15 protein-coding genes and 1 tRNA gene are annotated in these 23,611 nt (G+C 62.0%); 6 read left to right on the forward strand and 10 right to left on the reverse strand.

Annotation, left to right across the window (positions count from 1 at the left end):
- Positions 1-25: 25 nt before the first annotated feature.
- Positions 26-721: a hypothetical protein gene (locus HS101_14465; GenBank protein MBE7507471.1), complete on the reverse strand. Its 696-nt coding sequence runs from the start codon at positions 719-721 to the stop codon at positions 26-28.
- 652 nt (positions 722-1,373) lie between these two features.
- Positions 1,374-1,446: transfer RNA gene (locus HS101_14470), tRNA-Glu, on the reverse strand.
- A 205-nt stretch (positions 1,447-1,651) separates the two neighbouring features.
- Between HS101_14470 and HS101_14475 the strand changes: the two genes are divergently transcribed.
- On the forward strand, positions 1,652-5,800 hold the full coding sequence (locus tag HS101_14475) for a hypothetical protein (protein MBE7507472.1): 4,149 nt from the start codon (positions 1,652-1,654) through the stop codon (positions 5,798-5,800).
- A 42-nt stretch (positions 5,801-5,842) separates the two neighbouring features.
- Here the strand turns inward: HS101_14475 and HS101_14480 are convergent, their stop codons facing one another.
- From HS101_14480 to HS101_14490, 3 genes are all read right to left on the reverse strand, one after another.
- Positions 5,843-6,013, reverse strand: a complete 171-nt coding sequence (locus tag HS101_14480) for a Flp family type IVb pilin (GenBank protein MBE7507473.1) — start codon at positions 6,011-6,013, stop codon at positions 5,843-5,845.
- 280 nt (positions 6,014-6,293) lie between these two features.
- Positions 6,294-6,953, reverse strand: coding sequence for an MBL fold metallo-hydrolase (locus HS101_14485; protein MBE7507474.1), 660 nt, complete (start codon positions 6,951-6,953; stop codon positions 6,294-6,296).
- A 39-nt stretch (positions 6,954-6,992) separates the two neighbouring features.
- The gene (locus HS101_14490) at positions 6,993-9,539 is read right to left on the reverse strand and encodes a DUF5110 domain-containing protein (GenBank protein MBE7507475.1); all 2,547 of its coding nucleotides are present in this window, start codon (positions 9,537-9,539) and stop codon (positions 6,993-6,995) included.
- A 77-nt stretch (positions 9,540-9,616) separates the two neighbouring features.
- On the opposite strand from HS101_14490, the gene HS101_14495 reads away from it, so the two are divergent.
- Positions 9,617-10,273, forward strand: coding sequence for a hypothetical protein (locus tag HS101_14495; GenBank protein MBE7507476.1), 657 nt, complete (start codon positions 9,617-9,619; stop codon positions 10,271-10,273).
- A gap of 15 nt (positions 10,274-10,288) precedes the next feature.
- Here HS101_14495 and HS101_14500 read toward each other — a convergent pair whose 3' ends face one another.
- Both HS101_14500 and HS101_14505 read right to left on the reverse strand, forming a co-directional pair.
- Entirely contained in the window at positions 10,289-12,112 is a 1,824-nt protein-coding gene (locus HS101_14500; GenBank protein MBE7507477.1) for a M14 family metallopeptidase, read from the reverse strand.
- A 68-nt stretch (positions 12,113-12,180) separates the two neighbouring features.
- The gene (locus tag HS101_14505; protein MBE7507478.1) at positions 12,181-13,086 is read right to left on the reverse strand and encodes a sugar kinase; all 906 of its coding nucleotides are present in this window, start codon (positions 13,084-13,086) and stop codon (positions 12,181-12,183) included.
- 440 nt (positions 13,087-13,526) lie between these two features.
- Here HS101_14505 and recG point away from each other — a divergent pair, with 440 nt between their 5' ends.
- Together recG and HS101_14515 are read left to right on the forward strand one after the other, a co-directional pair.
- The gene (gene recG / locus HS101_14510; protein ID MBE7507479.1) at positions 13,527-15,761 is read left to right on the forward strand and encodes an ATP-dependent DNA helicase RecG; all 2,235 of its coding nucleotides are present in this window, start codon (positions 13,527-13,529) and stop codon (positions 15,759-15,761) included.
- Positions 15,762-15,814: 53 nt separating this feature from the next.
- Positions 15,815-16,858, forward strand: coding sequence for a hypothetical protein (locus HS101_14515; GenBank protein ID MBE7507480.1), 1,044 nt, complete (start codon positions 15,815-15,817; stop codon positions 16,856-16,858).
- Between the two features lie 125 nt (positions 16,859-16,983).
- On the opposite strand, the gene HS101_14520 is transcribed toward HS101_14515, so the two are convergent.
- The 3 genes from HS101_14520 to HS101_14530 all read right to left on the reverse strand — a co-directional run bounded on the left by HS101_14520 (position 16,984) and on the right by HS101_14530 (position 21,538).
- On the reverse strand, positions 16,984-17,712 hold the full coding sequence (locus tag HS101_14520; GenBank protein MBE7507481.1) for a hypothetical protein: 729 nt from the start codon (positions 17,710-17,712) through the stop codon (positions 16,984-16,986).
- 150 nt (positions 17,713-17,862) lie between these two features.
- Positions 17,863-19,563, reverse strand: a complete 1,701-nt coding sequence (gene purH / locus HS101_14525; GenBank protein MBE7507482.1) for a bifunctional phosphoribosylaminoimidazolecarboxamide formyltransferase/IMP cyclohydrolase — start codon at positions 19,561-19,563, stop codon at positions 17,863-17,865.
- Between the two features lie 172 nt (positions 19,564-19,735).
- A complete protein-coding gene (locus tag HS101_14530; GenBank protein ID MBE7507483.1) occupies positions 19,736-21,538 on the reverse strand; it encodes a PQQ-binding-like beta-propeller repeat protein in 1,803 nt (600 codons plus the stop codon).
- Between the two features lie 703 nt (positions 21,539-22,241).
- Here HS101_14530 and HS101_14535 point away from each other — a divergent pair.
- Positions 22,242-23,147, forward strand: a complete 906-nt coding sequence (locus HS101_14535; GenBank protein ID MBE7507484.1) for a hypothetical protein — start codon at positions 22,242-22,244, stop codon at positions 23,145-23,147.
- A gap of 86 nt (positions 23,148-23,233) precedes the next feature.
- Positions 23,234-23,398 carry a hypothetical protein gene (locus HS101_14540; protein ID MBE7507485.1) on the forward strand — a complete coding sequence of 55 codons (165 nt, stop codon included), beginning with the start codon at positions 23,234-23,236 and terminating at the stop codon, positions 23,396-23,398.
- The last annotated feature ends 213 nt before the right edge of the window (positions 23,399-23,611 follow it).

A 23,611-nucleotide genomic window follows, 5' to 3' on the forward strand; every position in this document is an offset into this window, starting at 1 on the left:
CGGGGCGGTAACCGGTCCCGCACGCTCAACCTTTTGGCGCGGCCGGTGGTACGGTCGAAGCAGGTGCGTTTGCTTTTTTCACGGCAGGCACGCCGGACCAGTATTCGCCCGGCCCGACCGTTGTAAACGGGGCCACCACGGAGCCGGCGGCAATGACCGCCCCGCGGTGAACGTGGACGCCGCCGAAGATCGTGGAGTTGGCCCCGATGACCACGTCGTCTTCGATCACCGTCTTGCGCACCACGACGATGCCCGGCATCTGGCAGTGACCGGCGATGTTGCAACCGGAGCCCAGGACCACGTTTCGACCGATTTCGACGAGGTGCGGATCCAGAATGATCGGGTCGGTCACATAACAGGACTTCGACTTCGGCCCGAATACTCGTCCCATGATCCATCGCATGGGCGGAATGTTCGCAATGTGAAAGACCAGAAAACCGGGAAACGGGGCCTCGTATCTGGCCTTGGTGAGTACGGCGATCATGCACGACCAGATGAGCTGACGCCCGCGGTGAGTGCGAATGTCGGGCGGACTGGTCGTCGAATAAATTCCCTGCTTGGGCTGTGGGATGGGCAAGCGAAGCAGCGCCAATTCAGCGACATAGATCATGTTGAAAATGAGCGTCCATCGGACGATCGCGCCGCCCCAGGCCCAGGCCTCGGCGGGACCTGCACCGACCAAACCCGTCGGCGGCCACCATTTCAAAGCGGTCATCAGCATCGTCGCAAAAGCGATCGAGCTCCCCCAGATGACGACGCGGGTCATCATGTCGAGAACCAGGAATGCCTGCAGCGATAAACACGGATCGGTGGGATTGACGGCTGATGGATTGCTTACGACAGCTTCGCGAGCACGGATTTGGGATGCATCGCGAGACGCAGGCTCTACAGGTGCTTCGGCTTTGATGGTGGAGCGATCTGTCACATGGGCCTGCGGACTCTGCTTTGTTTTGATCGGCGCGGACTGCAACTTGACGCTCCTCTTACCTACCGAGACTCTAAGGCCGATCGAACCAGACTCGCAAGCCTGCATCCACCTGAATCCGCGAAGCTTGAGAATAACGGAAACCGGCGGAGAATCGAACCCGGGCAATCCAACGAAAAAGGTCAGTCCGAATCCTCTCTTGATCGCTTAACTTCTGCCCAAGTCAAAGTTTATCGGTTGAAGCAAAGGACCACAACCAGGGGGTTCATTTGTGCGGCCCATCATCGGTCGGTCGTCAAGGATGCTACCGGTCTGATCAACCGTCCAATCGTCTGCCGATTTTGCGAGCGAACTGCTGACCGGGCTGCCGTGAGCCATCTCTACACCCATTACCTGGAGGCAAAAAAAGGCCCCGACGAAATCTCTTCGCCGGGGCCTCGTGCTTACGCACCCCCACGGGGACTCGAACCCCGGTCTCCAGGATGAGAACCTGATATCCTAGGCCACTAGACGATGGGGGCCGGATAAGCCCGGGAACCGATTGCTCGATTGGCCGGGCAGACTTAAGGAGGACAGGGGTATTAAAACGCTCTGAAGGCCCTTTGGCAAGCCTTCACCAGCCCCTTCGCCCCCCCACTTTCCACCTACTTTTCTCCTATCCGGACCTCGGTGGACTCTTGGCCACCGCGTACCATTCGTGGGGCCCGGATAGGCCCGGAGGACACGATGAGACGGACCGCAATGACCCCCCCCCGCACAAGAACCCGGTGGCGTCGCCCCGGCACGGCCATGGTCTTCGTCCTGGGGATGCTGACGCTTCTGGCTCTTGTCGGCCTGGTGATGATTACCCGGACACACGGCGAGGCGCGCCGAGTGAGCCTGGACGTATCATCGCAGACGGCGCGATCCGCCATGTCGAGCGTGGTTCGCTCGGTGCAGGATCGCCTGTGGCGAGACATCTGGGGCCCGTCGCCGGACACGATCAACCCACCGCGACCGCTCGACTCGAATCGACCTTCCGGCGCTCCGACGATCCTGGAGAACAACGAGGCCTTCGACGCTCCCGGTGAGAATGATCGCTGGCTCTCTTCGACAATTCCCTACCTGCTTTACGAAACTGATCCCGCCGCGGTTCTGCCGCCGGTCTATGGTGAGCCGAAGGCGCTGCCTACCTACATCGGCGTCACGCCGCCCCCCGGTTATCCGCTCACCGAAGATCACATTCTTTCGTGGCGCTACGTCTCCTACATCGGGTCGGACCTGCTGACGAACGACTTCCTCCAGGGCGGTTTGCAGCCGTTCGCCTGGGCGCAGAATTCCCGAATCGAGGCGCCGATCCCTGTTCAGTATTCGACGACGAATCTTGAGAACGTCAATGTCATGCAGACGCCGCCGCCATCGCCGTTGATCTTCCCGTTGCCAATGATTCCGGGCTCAACGACAAACGTCACGATTGCCGAGGCTCGGGAAAGCTGGCTTGCCCCCGCTCATCAAGCCGCACTCGCTGCCTCCCCACTCTTCATAAACAAATTGCCTCAATTCCCCTACTTCGACACCAATGCCGACGGCGCGGTCGATCTCTACGACGCCGACGGCGACGGCGTGCCGGATTCGCCGTTGAGCATGGTCATTCCGTTCGACACCGATGGGGCCAACAATCCGCGCCAGCTTTACGCGGCGGTGCGGGTGGTCGATCACGGCGGCATGCTGAACGTCAACACGGCATCGAGCCTTGCGGCGCCAAGCGGCGGGGACACGTTCGACGAGGGACTCGCCGACCTCCAGCGACGCGGCCGACGGGCGACCGAGATTCTCCTTGACGACGTCGTCCATCCCGACGACGCGCTGGGACGCACTACCGAGATGATGCGCTACCGCTCCGACGGCGCGCTGAATCCCGATCCCATCGAATATGACAGGAACGTGGTTCGCCGCGAGTTGATCGGCGGCACGCCGTCCACTTCGGTTGCGTACCGACCCTACGGCATCTCCGAGGAGGCATCCCTTCGCCATCGCAACATGCTCGTCCCTTACGGCCGCAAGTCCGAATGGGAGGAAGTCGTCAACGGCGGCGGGGATGAATACGTGAACATCGACCGGGCCCTGATGGGATCGATGCAGTGGACGCCGATGATGAACGGGCTGAACGGCACGAGCTACATGCGTAACGCGTTGTCGAACGTGCCACGATGGAACCGATTCAACGCCAACTGGAAAGATCCCTTTGGCTACGAAGGTTACCAACAAGATCAATGGGTGGGTGGCGGCAATCCCAACATAAAGGGCTGGCGGACGATGATCGACGAGCATCATCGCTACTTTGTGCGCCGCCCGCTGCTGACGACGGTGAGTCACTTTGTCGAGCCGCCGCCTGTCCTGACGGCGCCGGGCATTGCCTCAATTGATGCGCGGATCGTGCAGCTTCGGGCGCTGGGCATGGATTGGCCGGTTCTCGACATGGTGCGATTCGCGAACAGTCCTGCGGTTTCGACCCTCTCCGCGGCATATGAGAATCTTCCCGATGTCCCCGAGTGGGCCCGGCCGCAGCACATCGACTTGAACATGGGCAGCGTCGGCAACGGCGGCGCGGCGAAGGAAGACTTCATTCGCTACAGCGCTGCGGCCATGTATCTCGCACTGGAGGGCGTCAGCGAGTATCAGGGCCAGAGCCTGGCGGACGATCGCAATCGACAATGGCTGGCCTGGCAATTCGCGGTGAACCTTGCCGACTACCGCGATCAGGACAACGAGCCGACGATCGTGACCATCACGCCCTCCATCGGCCCGCCCTTCCGCGTGTTCGGCATCGAGAAGCAGCCCTTCCTGACCGAGGCCTATGCGTTCGTCACCGCCGGCAACCCATCGTCCGGACCGGTGCCGGTCAGCGGGCCGGGCGACAAGTGGTTTTTCGCGTTTGAGTTATTCGTGCCGCCGCTTTGGAACATTCCGCTGAATTCGCCGGATAATCTTTATATCCGCGTGCTGCCGTCGATTCCCGGCCTGGGCTTGCTGCCGCTATCGAGTTTCCGCAATGCCGGGAACTTCGCACCTGTCCTGTCAGCCGACGGCGACGGAGACTTCTTCGTCCTGTGTGGGTCGAAGGCCGATGCCCCTTCCTCGCTGACTCCGCTCGTTCTGGCCACGTTCTTCAGCAATCCTCAGTTTAAGATTCCGGTCAACGGTCAGGGCACGATTCAACTCGTCTATTCAGGAACCGGTATCGACAACGATCCGTCCGACACCGCGTTTCACGTCCTCGATACCATCGACCCCGAAAATTCAGGCGACATCTCCGCAAACACGCTGTCAGACTTCGTCAATTTCAGCAACGACATCACCACTGTCTGGGCCAAGCGCGATCCGGGCTGGGCGGTCGGCACGAAGCGTGAGTTTTCGCTCCTGCGAAGCACGAAGGGCTGGCGCTTTACGACGGCGTTTCAGCGTTATTCCGAGGGCCAGCCTCCCCCGCTGCCGCAGAGCCGCCCGCTGTGGCTTCGGCCGTCGCTGGGCAAGCAAAACACCATTCAGGACAGCCTCGACAAGATCATTCCGCAGAACATCTGGCCTGCGCGGACTCGGATGACCGACATGGGTCTGGCCGGGATTGATCCGAGGGACAGCTTTAATGATCCGCAGCCCTATCACGATTTCGATTCCGTCGGCGACCTGAGCCGCATGTTGATGATCGGGGCCTTCAATCGCACCTTGAACACGGACCCGCCGCTGCTCAGCGACAGGAATGGGGCAGCGATGCTCGGCAAGCGCAGCGTCACCGAGCTGCTCGCGGATACCCTCGCCAGGGCACCGACGACCGACCTGATCGGCGACGGGCTAATCCGCATCGCCGCCGGTCACGTCGATTTCAAGGATGCCATCAAGGTCGGCGGCCTGCCGTGGACGGCGAAGCTCGCAGACTACTTCACGACAACGAGCCCGCTCTTTGACGGAATCGACAACGACGGCGACGGCGACATCCTGAAGGATCTGACCGATCCGACGGAGGGGTCCAGCCTGCTCTATCGAACAGCGGGCAAGATCAACATCAACACCGCCCCGGTCTCCGTCCTGCGGAGCGTGCCGTTCATGTCGCTGATGCCGGGCTCGGTCGAATACATCCGCGCCGGGTTCTCATCCGGCAGCCCGGTCAACGACTTTGCCGCCCTGGCCCCCAACGGCGCTTTCTGGGATCTGGCTTCGGCCATCGTCTCACGGCGGGAAGTTCGTCGGGTGCCGGTGTTTGAGTGGGACCCGGTTTCCCTTCAGATGCGGATCGTCGCCGTCGCGGGCAGACCGGCCGCCGCCGCGCGACCGACGCCTGCTGACTCGGGGCCGTTCCGCCACCTGTTTGAGTTGCCGAACATGCTGCTGGTCACCGATCGGGGCGGGACCGCGGGCGATGCGCTGTTCCACATTGACCGATATGCTCTTACGCCTGCGCCGATTCTCGACAGTCATAAGGTCCGGGTCAGCGATCCGAGCGCTGGTCCGTCGGACATCTTTTCGCCGGACTTCCGGTTCAGGCGCGCCGACGACGACAACGATGGCCAATTCGATTCGCCACCGGAGGGCTACTATCTGGATTACATCCCCGTTGTGCCGACCGGATTCCCCGCGCCGGCCCCCGAAAACCCCGGCCTGCGGGCGCGCGACATCTTCCTTTCCCGTTTGGCAAACATGCTGACCGTGCGGTCGGACGTGTTTACGGTCTATATCGCGCTGATCGACGAGAACGGCCACTACGTTCGGCGCAGCCAGTTGACGCTCGATCGCAGCGAGTGCTTCCGCCGGCCGCCGGTCGCGGGCACCTCGCAGCCGCCGACGCTGCCGAACATCCTTACGCGATCAGACGGCTCTTACGCCGAAGATGTTCGCTAGTAGATTCCGTCGCGGCTCCGCCAATAAGCCAGCCTCACCGTGTCAGAATCCGCTCTCCGCATCAACGAAGGTCGATGAGACCTTGGTCCCCAGTACGGCCACGGCGCCGATGACGACGAGGAAAATGAGCGCCAGCATGACGGCGTACTCCGTCGCTGTCGCTCCCGAGTCTTCCGTGACGAATTGTCTGAACTTATCGCGAAGCCCGTTCATACGTTTCCCCCGTCGCTGCTGCGATTGATGCGACACCCGACGCCTTCGTTCGCCACGCTCGATCCCACTGCTCGACCGTGCTTGCGAATTCACCCGGCCGGCTGGAGAAACCTTACAAATCAACGCCGCTAAATCCAAACCGGCCCACCCAGATTTACGCGAATATCGTTGCGACCGCGTTTGGGGCCGATGCGCTGGATGATTAACAGACGACGATTGCGTGGTTATCGGCGACGACACCGGTTCCCAATGCGAGCTGTCACGACTGAGAAAGGCTGCGTCACAGCGGCAGGCGGTCGAGAAAGCGGCTCAGCTTCCTCATGTTGGACAGCGGCGGGCCGTGGCCGAAGAGGATCGTGCGCGGCTCAAGCTCGCCGATCCTGCGAATCGAGCGGCGGTTCTCGGCAGGGTCCACGCAGAAGAAGTTCGGCGGCGTATGAAGGCCCGGCCAGAGCGTCAGCAGGTTCATGTTGATCGCCGCGTCTCCAGCGATCAGGAGCCGATCCTCCTCGCGGAAAAACATGCAATGCCCCGGCGTGTGGCCCGGCGCGTGAATGACGCGAAGCGGGCCGACCATCCCGCCGTCGTGAAGAACGCGATCGACCTTGTGCGGCGGGCCGGAGAACATTCTGCTCGAAACGCGGATCATCGCTCCGTCGGGGACCATCCGTGTGCGGCCCTCCATGGCGTCTTTGTCAAGCTCGTGACAGGCCAGCGGCACGCCGAATTTCTCGCAGATCGCCTTTGCCGCGCCCTGATGGTCCGGGTGGCAGTGGGTCAGCGCGACCAGCTTCAGGTCGATGCCGGCCAGGGCCTTCAAGAATCGCCGGACGTCCCAACGCGTGCCGCAGTCGATCAGGATATCGCCAACGAGATAGGCGTTGATCGCGTTGGAGGGAAAGCCGTCGATCTGCCAGACGTCTTTTGCGACGTTTCTCATGCTGCCGGTTGCTCCGTAAGCGAGGCGATGGCCCAGTGGTTAGTCCGAGGTGAGCGCGAAGGCGAGCAACTTTTTCTTTGTCACCGGCAAGACCGCCGTCTTCGCGAGGATGACGAATCGCTCGGGCTGGCACCAGCCCTCGGCAGCCTTGTCGAGTTCGGCCGCGTTGCGAAGCCGTTTGAGCGCCTTGCCGTTCAGGGTGACGCCGGCGCACTGCGGCCGACCATCGGTCGTGATACGTACGACGTTGGCCCGCTTCTCGATTGCCCCTTTGTAGGTGCCCTTGGAGGCCGCGATGGTCACCGTCACGCCGTCGGCGGTCGACGCCTGCTTTATGATCGTGCTGCGGACCTCGCCCTGCTGATACGCGACGGTCTCACCGTCGTCTTCATAGAGCGTAAAGCTCGATGATCCTCCTGCAAAAACACGAACGATGAGTTCGTCCCGCCGCGAACCGTCCTTGCGCATCCCGAGGGCGTTCATCGTCTGATCGTCGACGTACATCATGGGAATGATCGCGCCTGCCCGGGCAAACAGCGGCAACCTCAGACGACCGTCGAAGTATGGCCGATGGCTGCCTGACAGGCCGTCGGTCGAGAGAATTCGCGTATCGTGATGCCAATCAAACCAGGTGCCCACGGGAAGCTCGAAATGCTGCTTGTTCTCGCCGTATTCATGATTAAGCACAACCATCAGACCGTCGCCGATCATTTTCTGAACGCAGTTGTCGCGGGCCCTTTGATTGTCGGCGTAGAAATAAAACAGCGGAGGGAAGACCGGCTCGCCGAAGCGATAGGCGCGGTGAGCGAGACTGTAAAGATAGGGAATCAGTTCGTATCGCAGTCGGATATTGGCCAGGTTACTCGCCATGTCGCCGATGCGGTCCGGCGCTGTCTCGTGTTGGTTTTTCCTGTTCGACGTGTGCGGGCGGACCGGGACATCAGTGAGCGATGAATCGGCGAACCACTTTGTGTAGAGATCGTCGACGTCACCGTCGATCGCGCTGCGGTGGAAGCCGCCGATGTCGGAGCCGAAGTAATCGATCCCCGAGAGCGACATGTTCGTCTGCACGTTGGCCTGCTCGGTGAGACTGGCCATGTTCGAGCCGGTATCGCCGGACCACATGGCCGCGCCGTGGCGCTGAATGCCAGACGTGCCCGATCGCGAGAGAATCCACGGCCGCCGCTTCGACTTATTCCGCTGGTATCCGCGGGCGATGCTCTCCGCCCAGGAGAGGTTGTAGAGGTTGTGCGCGTCCGCGTGGCGCATTTCGCCGTTGTAGATGCCGTCGGCTGAGTAGTCCTCCGGCTCGCCGAGGTCCGTCCAGTGACCGAGCACGCCGTCAACGACGAGCGCCTGACGCTTCGTGTCGTGCCAATAGTCGGCGGCCGCAGGGTTCAGCCAGTCCAGCATCCCGCCGTGCCCCCACCAGCTCTTCAGGAAGATCGGCTCGCTGGTCCCGCTGCCGACGAGGTATCCCTTCTTCGCAAGGTTTTGATGATCCGGCAAGCCCCGCGAAATGTACGACTCTTCTATCACGACGACGCCGACGCCGGACTTCCTCGCCAGCGCGTGCAGCTTGGCATGCGGTCGAGGAAAACGCTTCCTGTCCCATTCGAGACAGCCCATCTTGCTCTTCTCGCCGCCCGGCTCCAGACCGCCGAACCATTGAAGATCGAGCACGAAGCCATCCACGGGAAAGTTGTGCTTGCGCAGCGATTCAAGCTTGGACTCCATTTCGGCCCAGTCCTCGTAGCCGTACTCAGAGACCCACAGCCCGAACGCCTTCTTCGGCGGGACCGGCGGGCGGCCGACGAGTTCCATGTAGTCGCGCCGCAGGTCCGGCAGATCGGGACCGTCGAGCAGATACCAGCGCAAAGCCGGCGACGAGGTCTTCACCTGCCACGGCTGCGAAGCGAGGTCCCACGACTGAGCGCGGACGTCATCGACGAAGACGGCGAAGCATGTATTGCCCTCGCCCATCGCATAGAGAATCGGAAAGGTGTTATTGCCAACCGCCCCGCCGAGATACGGCACCTGCCTGTTGCCGAATTTACAGCCCGGCGTGCGCTGCCTGCCGACCCAGTTCGAATTGGCGGAAGGCGGATCGAAAAATTGCTCGCCGAGTCCGTAGGCATGAGTCATATCCGGCGCATCGATGCTCAGCACGGCATCCTCACCGCCGAGATGCGCACCGCTGAAGCCGACGATGCGCCGTTCGCCGAGCCTCGCTCGCTGCGAAACTGTGATGCCGAGGGATTCCGCGTTTACTTCGATGCGCAGGTTCCTGGTTTCGAGGATCCCCGACTCGCGGCGGATGGGGGCAGTCGGCCCGTCGTAATCCTTTTTATCAACCATCGGCGACGTGTCGATGCGGCTGTCGGGAGAACCGGGCTGGGTCGTCAATTCGAAGTGAGCGAGATCGTCGTCGAGAATCTCGATCTTCAGGACGCTGCCGCCTGCCTCGAAGGTCGTCCGCTCAATGGGCCATGCCGCCGCGGACATCGCCGCAATGGCAATCGTCAGCATCGCCATGACGATACAGCGATAGGCAGGCGTCCATGTGCGACCAAGTAATACCTTCATGCGGACAAATGTAGCGGACTCGGGCGAATCGGCCAAAGGTGGCAGACGCGTAGCACGACTCAAGCTAAAATGCGGGCATGAGCGTACTGGTCCCTAACCGATTCCTCTTCAAGTTTGAGTTCCCGATTCATCGGGCCAAGAAGGGGCTGCCGATTAACGGCGACGTCGCCGCATGGGGCGACGAGTTCGCCCTGCCGCCCCTGTGCACGATCGACGGGGAAGAGCCATTCGGACAAGTCTACGCCGCATGGAACGAGGGCGGGATTTACATCGGCTGCAAGGTCAGCGAAAAGTCGCGGCCGCTGCGCTGCGACCCGGATAACTTTCGCAACTCGGACTGTCTCCGCCTGCTGACGGACATGCGCGACACGCGCGATATCCGCCGGGCATCGCGCTTCTGCCAGCACTTTTTCTTTATGCCTTCGGGCGGCGGATCGAAGGGTCGCGAGGCCTGCGCCGGTTCCGCGAAGATATCCCGTGCCACCCAGGATGCCCCGCTCGTCTCGCCGGGCGACATTCTCACCGCGTCGAAGGTGTCCAAGACCGGCTACAGCCTGACGGCCCACCTGCCCGCACGAGTCATGGCCGGCTTCGATCCCGTCGAGAATCCGCGCATCGGGTTTTACTACATGCTCGAAGACACCGAACTGGGGCAGCAGGCATTGACCATCGGCGATGATCTGAACTGGTGGATCGACCCCAGCACCTGGGCGACGGCGGTGATGCGTCGCTGATTCGCCGCGCCGCTTTTACTCTTGAAAATCACCCGGTAAACCGAAATAGCGCCCGATGGGGTACACATCCTTGTTCTCATCCCAGTACGACGAACGCTGGTAGAAAAACTGGAGCCTTGCCCGGACGTTGTCCGCCTTGTCGGGGTTCTCCTTCAGCCACGCTTCGAACTCTCCGCGCAGCGACTCGTCCTTTTGCAGCCCCGCATCGGCGATCGGGGCCATGCAGTAATCTTCGAAATATTCCTTCTGCTCGAAGATGGTGTCGAAGAAACCCCAGCGCACGAGGCTGTCCGGCGCGTCCGGCTCCAGCATGTGCACCGCCACGCGCGACATCGGCTGATCGAGCATGACCACGGCCGACCCGGCGGGATAGCGCCGCATCTCCGAGGACTTCGTCGTCTTGAAGCTGAGCATGTGCCGCCCCTCGAACGGCCTCTCCGACCAGTGAACGTCGGCGAAGCGATAGACCTCGACATTCGTCACCAGCGGCCTTTTCAATCGCGTCACTCGAAGCCCGTGAAGCTCCAGCTTTGCGATGACATCAATCCATTGCGGCGGGATGAGATAACCGCGCGGCGGCCGCACCGATTCGCTGACAACCGCCTTGGTAAAGAGTTTCGTTGGTACGTCGATCGGCTTAGCGGGCTCCCACTTCGGATACGACCCCCCCGCCGCTTCGCTCGACTGCATGGTGTGAGCGAATCCCTTAAAGATCACCGGCTCGCCTTCGTCCTTCTCGTCGCCCACTGTCGCCAGCGGCACCACATGAGGATCGGATTTGGGATCAGCAAACGCGGACGCCTCCTCATCCGCCGCCCGCACCGCGTCGATCAACTTCGCGGGCTCGGCGTTGATCAACTCCAGCGAACGGACCAGTATCTGGTGCGTCGCCCGGACGCGCGTTCCGTAGGGCTTAAGCATGTGGGTCTCGACGAGGAGCGACGGGCGATTGGTGATGGCGCCGTACATGGTCGAAAATCGCGGGGCGAATCCGCCGAAGCCCGAGGCAATGCTTTTCGACGGATCGAGTCGATCGCGCATGTCGAAGAAAAGCTGCGGACAGTGACCGTCCTCGGCGAGCGTGCGCAGCAGATGCGGATGGAGCTTGTCCTTCACCCAGCCCGCGATCGACGCGGGCGCCTCGGGTCCGAAGGCGGCGATAAAGGTGACGTCGTATTGCCAGTCCGCCCCGTCGGTGGTGTGCGTGTCAAACCAGAAATGCGGCCGCCAGGCGTGGTACATCCGCAGCCAGTGCCGCATCTCCAGCGCGTCGGCCTTGATGAAATCGCGATTGAGGTTGTAACCCTGCGCCGTGCAGCGGCAGCCCATCTCCTCCGGTCCGTTTTGATTGATGCGGTTGTAGCGGCTGCTGCGCTCGTGGCCATCGATGCTGAAGATCGGGACAATCAGCAGGATGACGTGATCCAACAGGCTCGCGTGAGTCTTGGTGATGGCGATCTCGCGCAGAAGCTGGAGGCTCGCGTCCTTCCCCTCGATCTCGCCGGAATGGATGCCGTTGTTGATGAGCACAATCGCCTTGCCGGTGGCCGCGGCCTGCTCCGACGTGAAGGCCCGCTCGCGCGAGACGATGACCAGCGGCATGTCGCGCCCCTCGGGCGTTGTCCCCATCTTGACAACGCGGACCCATGGCGATGCCTGCTCGGCCGCGCGCACGGATGCGACCGCCTCGGCGTAGTCGCCCGTCCGAACGAAATCGGTGCGCTCGGCGGTCAGGACGAAGTCGGACGCAGCGGGACCCGCACACCCCGGCCATGTCAGAGCGAAGCCTGCGATTACGATTGTGAATGCAATCCGTGGGCGAGAGGGAAGCGCGTTCATCCAAGACTCCGGGCGTTCTGGTTTCCTCGGCGTCGCCAATGGGTGGGTCGGATCACGCGAACAAGCCGTCAGTCGAAGCTCAACATCGACTTGTATTGGGCCAGGCGTTTTTCGACTTCTGCCGGGGTCGCGGCGGAAATCGATCGCATCGAAAAATCCTCGATGGCGATCGACGCGATGCATGCCCCGCGCGCCATCGCGCTCTTCAAGGCCGGGCCGTCAAACCGGTCGATGGCCGCCAGATGGCCCATCATCCCCGCGGCAAAGCTGTCGCCCGCCCCGGTTGGATCCTTCACCTGTCGGGTCGGATAGGCCGGAAGCGTGTAGGCCTCATCTTCCGAGACCAGCAGCGCTCCGTGCTCGCCCTTTTTGATGACGGCGAAGATCGGGCCCATCTTGAGCACTTCCATACCCGCGGTCACCAGGTCGTCCTTGCCTGATAGCAGCCGCGCTTCGCCGTCGTTCAGGATGATGCCGTCGACCTCGCCCAGCGTCTTCAGGAGTTCGTCGCGATGCTCGTTGATCCACAGGTTCATCGTGTCGCAGACGATCAACTTCGGCGCTTTGAGTTGAGCGATGAAGGCTCGCTGAATGGCGGGATGTGTATTGGCGAGGAAGACGAATCCCGAATCGGTGAAGTGATCGGGAATCCTCGGCGGGGCCTCCCCCACCACGTTCAAATCGGTACGCAGGCTCTCCGCACTGCTCATGTCGCCGACGTACTTTCCGTGCCAGCGAAACGTCTTGGCGCCGGCGCGGGTCTCCAGCCCCGATAGATCAATATCGCGGTCCTTGAACACTTGCAGGAAATCAGTCGGGAAGTCCTCTCCGACCACACCGACCAGCCGCACCGACGTCAGTAGGCTCGCCCCCAAGGTGAAATATCCGGCTGACCCTCCCAGGACGTCGCGTGCGATGCCGTACGGCGTTTCGACGGTGTCGATCCCAATCGTTCCAGTGGCGAGTAGTGACATGTTGCCTCTTTCCGCTGCTTGTCGCGCGTCTTCAAACCGATTATTGCTGACTCCATCCATCTAGAATGGGTCACGATTCTTGCGACCTCCCGAGGATTGGTCAACCAAGCCTATCGTCCCTGGCTCTTCGACCCGGCGTTGACACAGATTCTCCAGCCCTGAGAATTACCGACTATCGTAATGATGAGAACGCTTATCAAGAGGGGAATTCGGGGACTCTTCGCCGCTGCGACTGGTCGGCGGGCCTTCCGGCTTGTGCCGCTCTGCCTGGGCGCGGTCTGGCTCGGCTTCGCAGGCTGCGGCGGATCGTCGCCGCCGACCCAGCCGGTGGTTGAATCCCGACCCGCAAACCCCGTCCAGCCGATGGCGCGACAGGAACCGGAACCTCCACCGCCGGAGGAGTACTTTGAACCGGGCGCCGGACTGCCGGGCCGGACCCACTGGGTGAAAAAAGGCGAGACTCTCTACAGCATCGCGCGGCAATACTACGGAACAGAGAACCAGTGGCGAAAGATCTACTACGCCAACGACCGTCGCCTGCGCCACCCCGACGAGCTTCCGGTGGGGATCAAGCTGATCATTCCCTGACCCGCCGCTCGGCCGGGCTGCCGCAACTATCGGATTCGGTGCAGTTCCTGCCCGGCGTCGGCCCGCGGCGCGCCGGCCTGCTCGCCGAACTCGGCATCCGTACGATTCTCGATCTGATCGAGTATTTCCCCGCCCGCCACGAGCGGCAGGAATCCCGATTCATCGAGAATCTCGAACTCGGCATGACCGCGACGGTCATCGGCAAGATCGCCGCCGTCACGTCGCGTCGCAGCCGTCAGGGGCCCACCGTATCGGCGACCCTCCTCGACAACACCGGTCGCTGCAACCTCACCTGGTTTCGCGCCGGGTGGATGGCCGATCGCATTCAGCGCGGCTCCGTCGTCCGCGCCACCGGCCGGGTGACCGAGTATCACCATCTCGCCCAGCTCATCAATCCGAAGCTCGAAGTCCTCGGCGAAGACGCCGCCCCGGTCGATGAATCGTCGCCGGCGATGCTTCAGCCGGTCTATCCCGCGAGCATGGCATTGCCCAGCAAGACCATCGCCAAGCTCATCCTCGACAACCTGCCGCGCCTGCTGCCGCTCATTCAGGAGTATCACGATCCGGAGTTTCTCAAGGAGCGCAAGCTCGCCGGGCGCCGCTGGGCCGTCGAAACCATGCACCGCCCGGCGCGCGACAGCGACCTCCCCGCCGCGCGCCGGCGCATCGCCTTCGACGAGCTGCTCGCCATGCAGCTCGCCCTGACCGTCGCCCGCCGCAGCCTCCGATCCGACGCAAAGTCGCATGTTCTGCCGTGCAGCGCCGAGATCGACCGCCGCATCCGCCGCAGATTCGGCTTCAACCTCACGCCCGCGCAGGACCGCGCCATTCGCGACATCGTCACGGACATGAATCGCCCCCGACCGATGCACCGATTGCTCCAGGGCGATGTCGGCTGCGGCAAGACCGTCGTCGCCTTGTACGCGGCGCTGGTCGCCATCGCCAATGGCAAACAGGCGGCCATAATGGCGCCGACAGACCTGCTCGCCCGGCAGCACTATGAGTCCACCCGGCGATATCTCGTCGACAGCCGCGTTCGATTCGCCCTGCTCACCGGCCGACTGACCGCCGCCGAGCGCAAGGCCATTTACGCGAAAATCGACGCCGGAGAACTGGACCTGCTGATCGGCACGCACGCGCTCATTCAGGACTCCGTCCGACTCACGAACCTCGGTCTCGCCGTCGTCGACGAGCAGCATCGCTTCGGCGTCCGCCAGCGCGCCTCCATCCGCGGAAAGGGGCTTGACCCGCACTATCTCATCATGACCGCCACGCCGATCCCGCGTACGCTGGCCATGACCGTCTTCGGCGATCTGGATATCACCACCATCGATGAAATGCCCCCGGGCCGTGTGCCCATCGTCACTCGCGTCTGCCCGCCGAGCGAAGCGGGCACGGCATGGGACTTTGTTCGATCGCGGATCGCCCTCGGCGAACAAGCCTATGTCGTCTACCCGCTGGTCGACGAGACCGACGGCTCACAGCTTCGCGACGCCACCACAGAGTATGAACGCCTCAGCAAGAGCGAGTTCGCCGGCATGCGCGTCGGCCTGGTCCATGGTCGCCTGGAGAATCGCAAGCGCGAAGCGGTCATGGCCGACTTCGTCGCCGGCCGTGTGCAGGTACTCGTGTCCACCACGGTGATCGAGGTCGGCATCGACGTGCCACAGGCGACCTGCATGATCGTCGAGCACGCCGAGCGCTACGGCCTCTCGCAGCTCCACCAGCTTCGCGGGCGCGTCGGTCGCGGCGGCGCTCGCGGCTACTGCTTTCTGATGACACAGAGCCAGACCGCACAAAACGAGCGCCTCGCCGTCCTTGCAAGGACGACGGATGGATTCAAAATAGCCGAAGAGGACCTGCGCCTGCGCGGCCCCGGCGAACTGCTCGGCACTCGGCAGCACGGACTGCCCGACCTCCGCGTCGCCGATCTGCTTCGCGATGGCGACCTGCTCCGGCTGGCCCAACGGGATGCGGCGCAGATCATCAGGTCTGATCCGGCCCTGGCCTCGGCCCGGCATGCGGCGCTGAAGGCTATGATCCGGCAAAAGTTCGCCGATGTGGTCGGCTCGCTTAGCGCCGGCTGACCCGACGTGGCCGGACGAACGCGAAACGATTGAATTGACTGGGAGAAAAGAAGATGCTGACTCGATGGATCCTCGCCGCCTCAATGGCCGCCGGGCTCATATGCAACACCGCCGTGGCCGTAACGCCCTTCGCCAAGGCGACCGTTTTCGTCACCCTCGATGTCAAAGGTTCGTCACTGTCCGGCACGCTCTGGATGGACCGCGACGCCGTCGAAGTGAAGTTCCCCATCGATAAAAACGGCGACGTCAACTACACCGACGGCGAGTTGATGCTGGTCCGCGGTCCGCTCACCGACTACATCAATGCAAACTTGCAGATCATGTGGGACGGCCAGGTGCATCCCATCTCGGCAACCGAGTTTGACTACGCCGCCCATCCGGTCGAGCGGAACAACGGCGTGAAGATTCTCTTCAACGTCAGCGGATACAAGGCCGGAACGCCGATCGTCATCTATTCCCGGCTGCTCGCCGACCTCTGGCGTCAGGCACAAACCGTCGTCGCGATGACCAACGAGGGGCAAAAAGAAGTCTGGTCGCTTGCCGCCGGAAACTACTACGACTCGCGGCTCAGCCCTTCGCAAGGAAAGTCCGCCTCGTCGCAGCCCTCGGCGACTACCGGCACCATCAAGGCCCGCTACGGCTGCGCCGCCATGTGCCTCGGCGTGGATTTCGACGCGCCGATTGAGAAATGCCCGCGATGCGCCGGCCCTGCCGCGAGCCTCTTTGGCGCAAACATTCCCGGCAAGAATTACATCGGGCCTATGGGCGGCGTCGTGACGAACTTCGTTCCCGGCTCCTATAAGCTGGAAGCGGTGCTGGTTTCTCGCGGCGAGCTTCGCTTCTACCTGTGCACCGAGGGACTCGTCGTGCAGCCCGCCGCCGCGCTGACAGGAAAAGTGCAGTTGTGGCCCGCAGGCAGCCAGTCGGTGACGCCTGCCGTTGAGTTGAAGCGCTCGTCGGACGGCGCGTACATGGCCGTCGCCGTGCCGGATACCATTGCCGTCCCCTTCCAGGCCCGCTGCACCCTGAATTCGGCGGAGTTTCCCGGCAACCGCATGGTGGAGTTCTACATTCCAATCGTCGCCGGCTTGAAATAGGCGCAGCCCCGCTTCGCCGAAACACCACTTTGTTGCGGTTGTTGGCTTCCGCAATATCACAATCGCCGGCTCAATGGCGAGAGTGGCGGGTGCCGGTGTGGATCATCGCGACGAAGTCTTTTGCGTTATGGACCTCTCGCCGAGTTCTCCTGCTCCTCCCAAATCGCCTCCAACGGCACGTCCGCATTCTTGCCGATGAGATAGGCCCGCGTCGCTTCGTCGAATTTCTGACCGCATTCGGGGCACCTCGGCCGAAGCGTCATACCAAGCTGATAGCCGCAGGCCAGACACCGTTCCGGCGTCTCAGCCAACCGGCGGCCCATCCATGAGATCACCCTAGCCGAAAGAAACGCCAGCCACGGGATCAGGAGCACGGCCGCCGTTGACCTCGCCTCGAGCCGAACAAACGTCAGGTTCACATTCGCGAACTGCGATTTCACGATTTCCAAGAAACCATAGCGTTCGTGATCACTTGCTAACGTGAATCCGTCGGATACACGCTCGGTGAATTGATCGTCGCGCGGGTCGTCATCCGCGGTGATCGCCTCCTGCGCCTCTTCGGACAGATAGGGATTGTCCACGAGCGCCGCGGCGAGCCTCTCTTGGTTGCGACGCCGATTCTCGGCGCGAAGCGGCTTGTCGATGTTGCCAATGACCAGCGTCACATACCGACGAGTAGACACAACCGCCAGACTCTTCACTCGCCAAACAAAGCTGCGCGAATCAGCGAGCCGGGCAACCGTCAGATGTGTGGCAAACAAAACCATGGGAAACAAGAGCAAGGCATGAATAGCAACCAGCCAGGCGATCGAGCGACGAAACCGAATCGAAGGTTTGCTTGTCGTCGTGTTCATAGCTGATGATATTCCTTCGGTGGGCATCACCCACCATACCATTTACGAGAGGTCTTGGTCGAGACCTTCGTCTGGATAAAGAAAAACTTCCATGCATCAGCAGTCAATTAGTTGGACTGGCGAACAATCCAACTGGATTAAGCCTACGGCTCAATGGCGAAAGTGGCGCGTGCCCGTGTGGATCATCGCCACGTTCCGCTCGTCGCAGGCGGCGATGGTTTCGTCGTCGCGCTTCGAGCCGCCGGGCTGAATGATTGCCGTGACGCCTGCCTCCATGAGAATGTCCGGCCCGTCGCGAAACGGGAAGAACGCGTCCGACGCCGCGACGCTGCCTGCGAGTTTGCCCGCGTGGCCATTCTCCTTCGCCAGCCACGTGGCGATGCGGCAACTCATCACGCGTGACATCTGCCCGGCCCCGTTGCCGATGAGCATGCCGTCCCTGCAGATGCTGATGGCGTTGCTCTTGGTGTGCTTGGCGACGAGCCATGCGAGACGAAGGTCGGCCATTTCGGCGTCGGTCGGCTTGCGCTTGGTGACGACCTTCCACTCGTTTTCATTGAGTCCGACAAGGTCGCGCGATTGAACGAGCATCCCCCCGGCGATGCGCTTGTAGTCGAGCTCACCCGGGTCAGGCTCGACGTCCATCGGCCCGACGGCCAGCAGACGAACCTTTTCGCCCCACTTCTTTCGTGTACGGATTACCTGAATCGCGTCGTCCTCAAACGAGGGGGCAACAAGCACTTCGACGAAAAACGCCCCCGCCCCGGCGTCCTTGCCCCACTTCTGAAGCGAGTCCATCACCACTTCTGCAAACGCGGCCGTGACCGGAAAGTTGACGGCCAGAATGCCGCCCATGGCGGCGTTGGGGTCGCCGAGGTAGGCGCGGCGGTAGGCTTCGATGGGGTCGGAGGCGATGCCGATGCCGCAGGCGTTGGTGTGTTTGATGAAGACGCAGATTCCTGGCTCATGGCTTTGCCGTGCGAGTTCCGCGCAAAGCGCGAGCGCAGCGTCGGCGTCTGCTAGGTTGTTGTAGGAAGCATCTGTGGTTGCTTCTCCCATCTCCAATTCCGCCAATCCAAGATCGTGCGAACCCTCTAGACCTATGCAGCCCGCCAACACAGCCCTTTGGTGAGGGTTTTCGCCATATCGAAGAGGCTTGTATGGCGACAGGGGCAGCGAGAGTCGGTCCTCGTCCCAATCGGCAAAGAGATTCTTGACTGATTCGGATGGTGCAGTTTTGACCGTCTCCTCAAGGTCGTTTGCTACACGCTCCATAAGGTAAATCTCGATTGACGAATCGAGTTCTCCCGTGAGACGAAAAGCCCGGGTGGCCAGTAATAGGCGCGTGTGCTGCGACACGCTTCTCGAGCTTCGCCATTCATCCAAGATCAAGTCAATCAGATCCGAACCGGGCACAACGACAACATGCTTATGATTCTTCGCCGCAGCCCGCAGCATGCACGGACCCCCGATGTCGATCATCTCAATCGCCTGCTCAAACGTGCAGTTCGGGTCCGCCACCGTCTTCTCAAACGGATACAGGTTCACCACCACCATGTCGATTGGTTTGATCCCGTGCTCTTCGAGTTGCCTCATGTGCTCGGGGTTGTCGCGGTCGGCGAGAATGCCCGCGTGAATCTTCGGGTGCAGCGTCTTCGCGCGGCCGTCAAGCATCTCAGGGAAGCCGGTGACCTCCTCGACCATCGTGACGGGAATGCCCGCGTCCTTGAGGTGCTTCGCCGTGCCGCCGGTGGAGATGATCTCGATGCCGAACTCATCGACGAGCGCACGGGCAAATTCGACGATGCCGGTCTTGTCATAGACGGCGATAAGGGCGCGGCGAATCGGCATGTCGGCCATGGAAAGCGTCCTTTCTTCCACGCGGTGCAGAGCCTGATAGGGTAGCGGATCGCCCCGACCAGACAATACCGGGACCGGCTCACCAAGAAACGCTCATAGAAATGGGTGCAGGTGAGAGTTGAAGGCCGCGGCGAATGCTCCCGCCGGGCATGGGGCGTCAGTGTTACTCGTCTTCGGAATCCTCATCCTCGGAGTCTTCGTCCTCCGAGTCAGATTCGTCGTCGCCGGAATCTTCATCTTCGAAGTCAGAGTCTTCGTCGGCGAAATCGTCATCCTCGGCGGCGGCGTCCTCGTCCTCCGAGTCATCGGCCTCTTCCTCATCGTCTGACGCGTCCTCATCGGCCTCGTCTTTGGCGGCCGACTCGGCCTTTGGCGGGGCGACTTCACCGTCATCGACAAGTCCCCGGCCTCCGACCGGCTTGGCCGTGTTGCGGCTGGAGAGGAAATCATCTTCGAGCAGCCATTCCGGCAGCCGCGGCTTTTCCTCCGCCGGTGCGACGGCGGCGGCATCGGCCTTGGCCTTGCGCTCGGAATCCATTCGCTCGGCGATCTTCATCTTGGCGTCGCTTCGCAACACCTCAGCCAGCTGCGCGGGCTTCAGATACGGCGCCTTCTTGGATCGAAGACACAACAGATCACCGCCAGAGCTCGCGAGGATGATCGCCTGGCTCTCGCGATCCGCCTCGGCGAATCGAACGTCAGCGACGTCGGCCAGTTCCCGAACCTGCCCGGTCTTCGCCTCGATCCGGACAATCTGCCTCAGGCCGTCGCCGACCAGCAGAAGGACATCATCCTCGAATTGACAGAGAAACTGGCCGCCCGCCTCGCGCTTCCACAGCTCTTCGCCGGTGGCAAAATCGAGAACAACGAGGCCCAGTTCAGGCACCTGCTGAAACACGCGGCCGCCCGACAAGACAGGCGGCTGGTTCAGCGGTCGGTCGAAGCGGACGCGCCAGCGGCGCTTGCCGGTCACGCGATCGAGGCAGTAGAGCGATCGATCACTCGATGCGGCCATCACACTGTCAGCCGTCACAACCAGGTCGGCAAAGATCGGAGCCTCGGTTTCGTACACCCAGTTCTTGACTCGGTCCGCGCTGGTGCAGGAGACGACATCGCCGTCCTGGCCCGCGAAGTAGAGGTTGGGGCCGCGAAGTACGGGCGTGGCGGACACCGTCTTGGGCGTCATCAGTTGCCAATGTTGAAAGCCCCCGATGATGTCGAGGGAATAAAACCGCTGATTGGCGGCGCCGACATAGATCCGATGCTCATCCGCGACCGCGGCGCAGCTTGCCGCAAAGGGGAGCTTGACTCGCTCGAGCGGCAGTTCGATGTCCGCCAGGGCATGATCGCCGGCTTGTGCCTTGAGGCCCGAATTCAGTCGAAACAGCCGCCCCCGGGAGGTCCGGCCGCTCGTGGTCTCAATTCGTAGCTGCGCGATGGGATCGCCGGAGACCTCGCCCGATTCTCCCACTCTGTATATCTGGAGGACATCTTTCGGACGAACGCCGTGATCGCTCCCTTTGCTGATCGTCGCCGTGTCATGGCGAACCTCGATGATGACGCCTTCAAGCGATCGCGGTTCGACGGCGGCATCTCCCGACCGGCGATTCAAAACCGTCACCGTGCCGCCCGTGGTGAAGAAAACGTATTGGTCGTTATGAGCCGGGCCTCGTACCGTCTGGCCGGGCTCCGCGATGATGCGCGACCAGCGCATCACGCCGGTCAGGGCATGAATCGCATAGACGCGATTGCCGTCCGTCAGGACATAGAGGTTGTCGTCCAACAGCGCCGTGCGGAGGACTGTCTCGCCCCCTTCGAGCGGGAGTGATGCTTCCCAGTATCGCTGCCCCCCCATCCGATCGATCGAATTCTGGGGCATTAGGTCGGCGCCGTGAACCGGCCACGTTGCGATGGACAGGAGCGTCGCAAACGCCAGACACGACGACTTGATCGCTTTGTTCGACATCCTCATGCTCCTTGGGCCTCTCATGTGCCGCCGGTTCACAGCCGGGTAACTCGAATGCGTGGTCATTCTATTGACCATGTCGGCCAATCACCGCGCTAGGGAGCCTCGGCGAACGCGCACGGATCCGGGAGGATCGGGCAGCAGACTCCGCTTTGGCCTTGAGGCGGTTGGATATCTTAGGCCACGCGAGTCAGTTTTCTCTGTTGGACAACGCGCGTGGTCGGACGACCGCAGGGCCGTCATTGGCGGGTACCCCAGGCTGGCCTTCTAAATCTAATGGATTAACTTGCCGTGGGTCAAGAAATAATGCTCCGGACGACGTTTTCGGCTGTCGCCTCCCGGCGACGCGGTCCGCTCTTGGGGCTTGCCATTCTCGGGCCGATGAGGACGGCGATCGCGCCGTACCGGACCCTGGTCGTAACTGGGTGCCGTCGTTTAAAGATACTACCCGGCATCTACTTGCAAAACGGGGCGGACCGGGGGATAATTTGGTATCTTCATTGGGCGGCCCAGGTGGAAAACCTGACCCTCGGTGAAGCCTCACCGGCGCATGCCTCGCACAATTGATTGTGCGGCATGTGCAAGCAAGAAAGCATTGACGGCCAAGGCATCCCCTGGGGGCGGGTGGATAGAAGCAGACTCCGCGAAGATTCCTGCCGGCCGTTCGTGCTCTTAGTAGTGAAATCTCTCAGGAGGTACGGTCGTGAGCACCTTGACGAAATCGCTGGTCATGCTGCTGGCTTTGATGTCGGTAGCCTTGAGCATGCTCGTTGTATCGGCCTTCGCACAGCAGCAGAACTGGAAGGCGTCCGCCGAGGAGTGGCAACAGGCCGCTACCTCCGCCCAGTCTCAGGCGCGTGCGATCAGTTCCAACGCCGCCCTCGACAAGGCCCGGGCCCTGGATCGCCACAAAGAGGACATGCAGCGCATCGAGGACCTCAAGACCGAGTTGGCCTCCGCACAGACCTACGTCACCGAGCTTGAGCGCGGCGTCGCCGAAAGCCAGAGCAAGCTGACCATCGAGCAGGGTCAGGTCTCCAGCGCCGGCGAACAGAACAAGCTCATCTTCGCCGCCCTGAACCAGGAAAAGGAATTCGCCACCAAGCTCGCCCGTCGCAACAGCGAACTCGAACGCGCGAACATTGATCTCACCGATCGCGTCAAGGAACTGACCACCAACGTGGAGATGGCTCGGGCACAGGTCCGGGCCCTCCAGCAGCAGCTCGCCATGGGAAGCTCAGCAGGCGGTTCGGGTGGCCTCATGCCCGCCACGCAGATTCCCGACGGCCGCGCGGTTGTCGAGGCCGGCGTGCCTTCCGTCTCGACCCCCTCGACGCCCATGGTGGCCGCCCCCATCCGGGCCGAAGTCACCAGCATTCAGGGTGAGCTTGCAAGTATTTCTGTCGGTAGCGCCGACGGCGTGGCCCACGGCATGAGCTTCCTGATCTATCGCCGCGACGGCGATGCCGGTCGCCCGCAGTACCTCGGCACCCTTAAGATTTCCCGCGTCGATGCCAATGAGTCCGCCGGGCAGATTGAGCAGTCCGAGGGAGACATTCGCGTCGGTGACAGTGCCCGCGACGAAGCCAGCTTCGCGATGCGTGGCTGATCGTCGAGCCTGTGAATTGTTGATCGCCTCGGCCCGCAGCCGAGCCCAAAAAGTTCGCCAGGCAGTGCTAAGTTAAGGATTCGCTTATGGCCGCTGCAAAAGCCAAATCGCCCGCCGGACCCCGAGCCCGGGCCGAAAACGATATCTACACCGTCCTTGTGGCGGTGGCCCTCTTCGCGGTAACCGGCGCTTTTGCCTTTGCCCTTTACCGATGCGACCAACTCCTGGGCAAGCTCTTCCCCGGCTTCTAGCCTTCTTGCTTGTGACTTCCAGAGTACGCTAAAACACCGATTGTCCCCTCCGGGTGAAAAGGCGGAGCCTTGGCTTCCCGCCTGACTGGCCCTGCCCGTTAACGAGCAATCCACCCCTCCCCCTCCCTTTCGTCGAAATCGAATCGAGTTAAGCTATCGCACGGTTGATCAATCCGCCGAGTGACCTCGCGGCGGACTCCGTGTAGAATGCCG

The organism is Planctomycetia bacterium (assembly GCA_015075745.1).
Lineage (GTDB): Bacteria > Planctomycetota > Phycisphaerae > UBA1845 > UTPLA1 > UTPLA1.

What these genes read in the sequence shown, in the direction of transcription:
- HS101_14465 (MBE7507471.1), bottom strand. Translation starts at nt 721, where the DNA reads ATGCTGATGACCGCTTTGAAATGGTGGCCGCCGACGGGTTTGGTCGGT.
- HS101_14475 (MBE7507472.1), top strand. Translation starts at nt 1,652, where the DNA reads ATGAGACGGACCGCAATGACCCCCCCCCGCACAAGAACCCGGTGGCGT.
- HS101_14480 (MBE7507473.1), bottom strand. Translation starts at nt 6,013, where the DNA reads ATGAACGGGCTTCGCGATAAGTTCAGACAATTCGTCACGGAAGACTCG.
- HS101_14485 (MBE7507474.1), bottom strand. Translation starts at nt 6,953, where the DNA reads ATGAGAAACGTCGCAAAAGACGTCTGGCAGATCGACGGCTTTCCCTCC.
- HS101_14490 (MBE7507475.1), bottom strand. Translation starts at nt 9,539, where the DNA reads ATGAAGGTATTACTTGGTCGCACATGGACGCCTGCCTATCGCTGTATC.
- HS101_14495 (MBE7507476.1), top strand. Translation starts at nt 9,617, where the DNA reads ATGAGCGTACTGGTCCCTAACCGATTCCTCTTCAAGTTTGAGTTCCCG.
- HS101_14500 (MBE7507477.1), bottom strand. Translation starts at nt 12,112, where the DNA reads ATGAACGCGCTTCCCTCTCGCCCACGGATTGCATTCACAATCGTAATC.
- HS101_14505 (MBE7507478.1), bottom strand. Translation starts at nt 13,086, where the DNA reads ATGTCACTACTCGCCACTGGAACGATTGGGATCGACACCGTCGAAACG.
- HS101_14515 (MBE7507480.1), top strand. Translation starts at nt 15,815, where the DNA reads ATGCTGACTCGATGGATCCTCGCCGCCTCAATGGCCGCCGGGCTCATA.
- HS101_14520 (MBE7507481.1), bottom strand. Translation starts at nt 17,712, where the DNA reads ATGAACACGACGACAAGCAAACCTTCGATTCGGTTTCGTCGCTCGATC.
- purH (MBE7507482.1), bottom strand. Translation starts at nt 19,563, where the DNA reads ATGCCGATTCGCCGCGCCCTTATCGCCGTCTATGACAAGACCGGCATC.
- HS101_14530 (MBE7507483.1), bottom strand. Translation starts at nt 21,538, where the DNA reads ATGTCGAACAAAGCGATCAAGTCGTCGTGTCTGGCGTTTGCGACGCTC.
- HS101_14540 (MBE7507485.1), top strand. Translation starts at nt 23,234, where the DNA reads ATGGCCGCTGCAAAAGCCAAATCGCCCGCCGGACCCCGAGCCCGGGCC.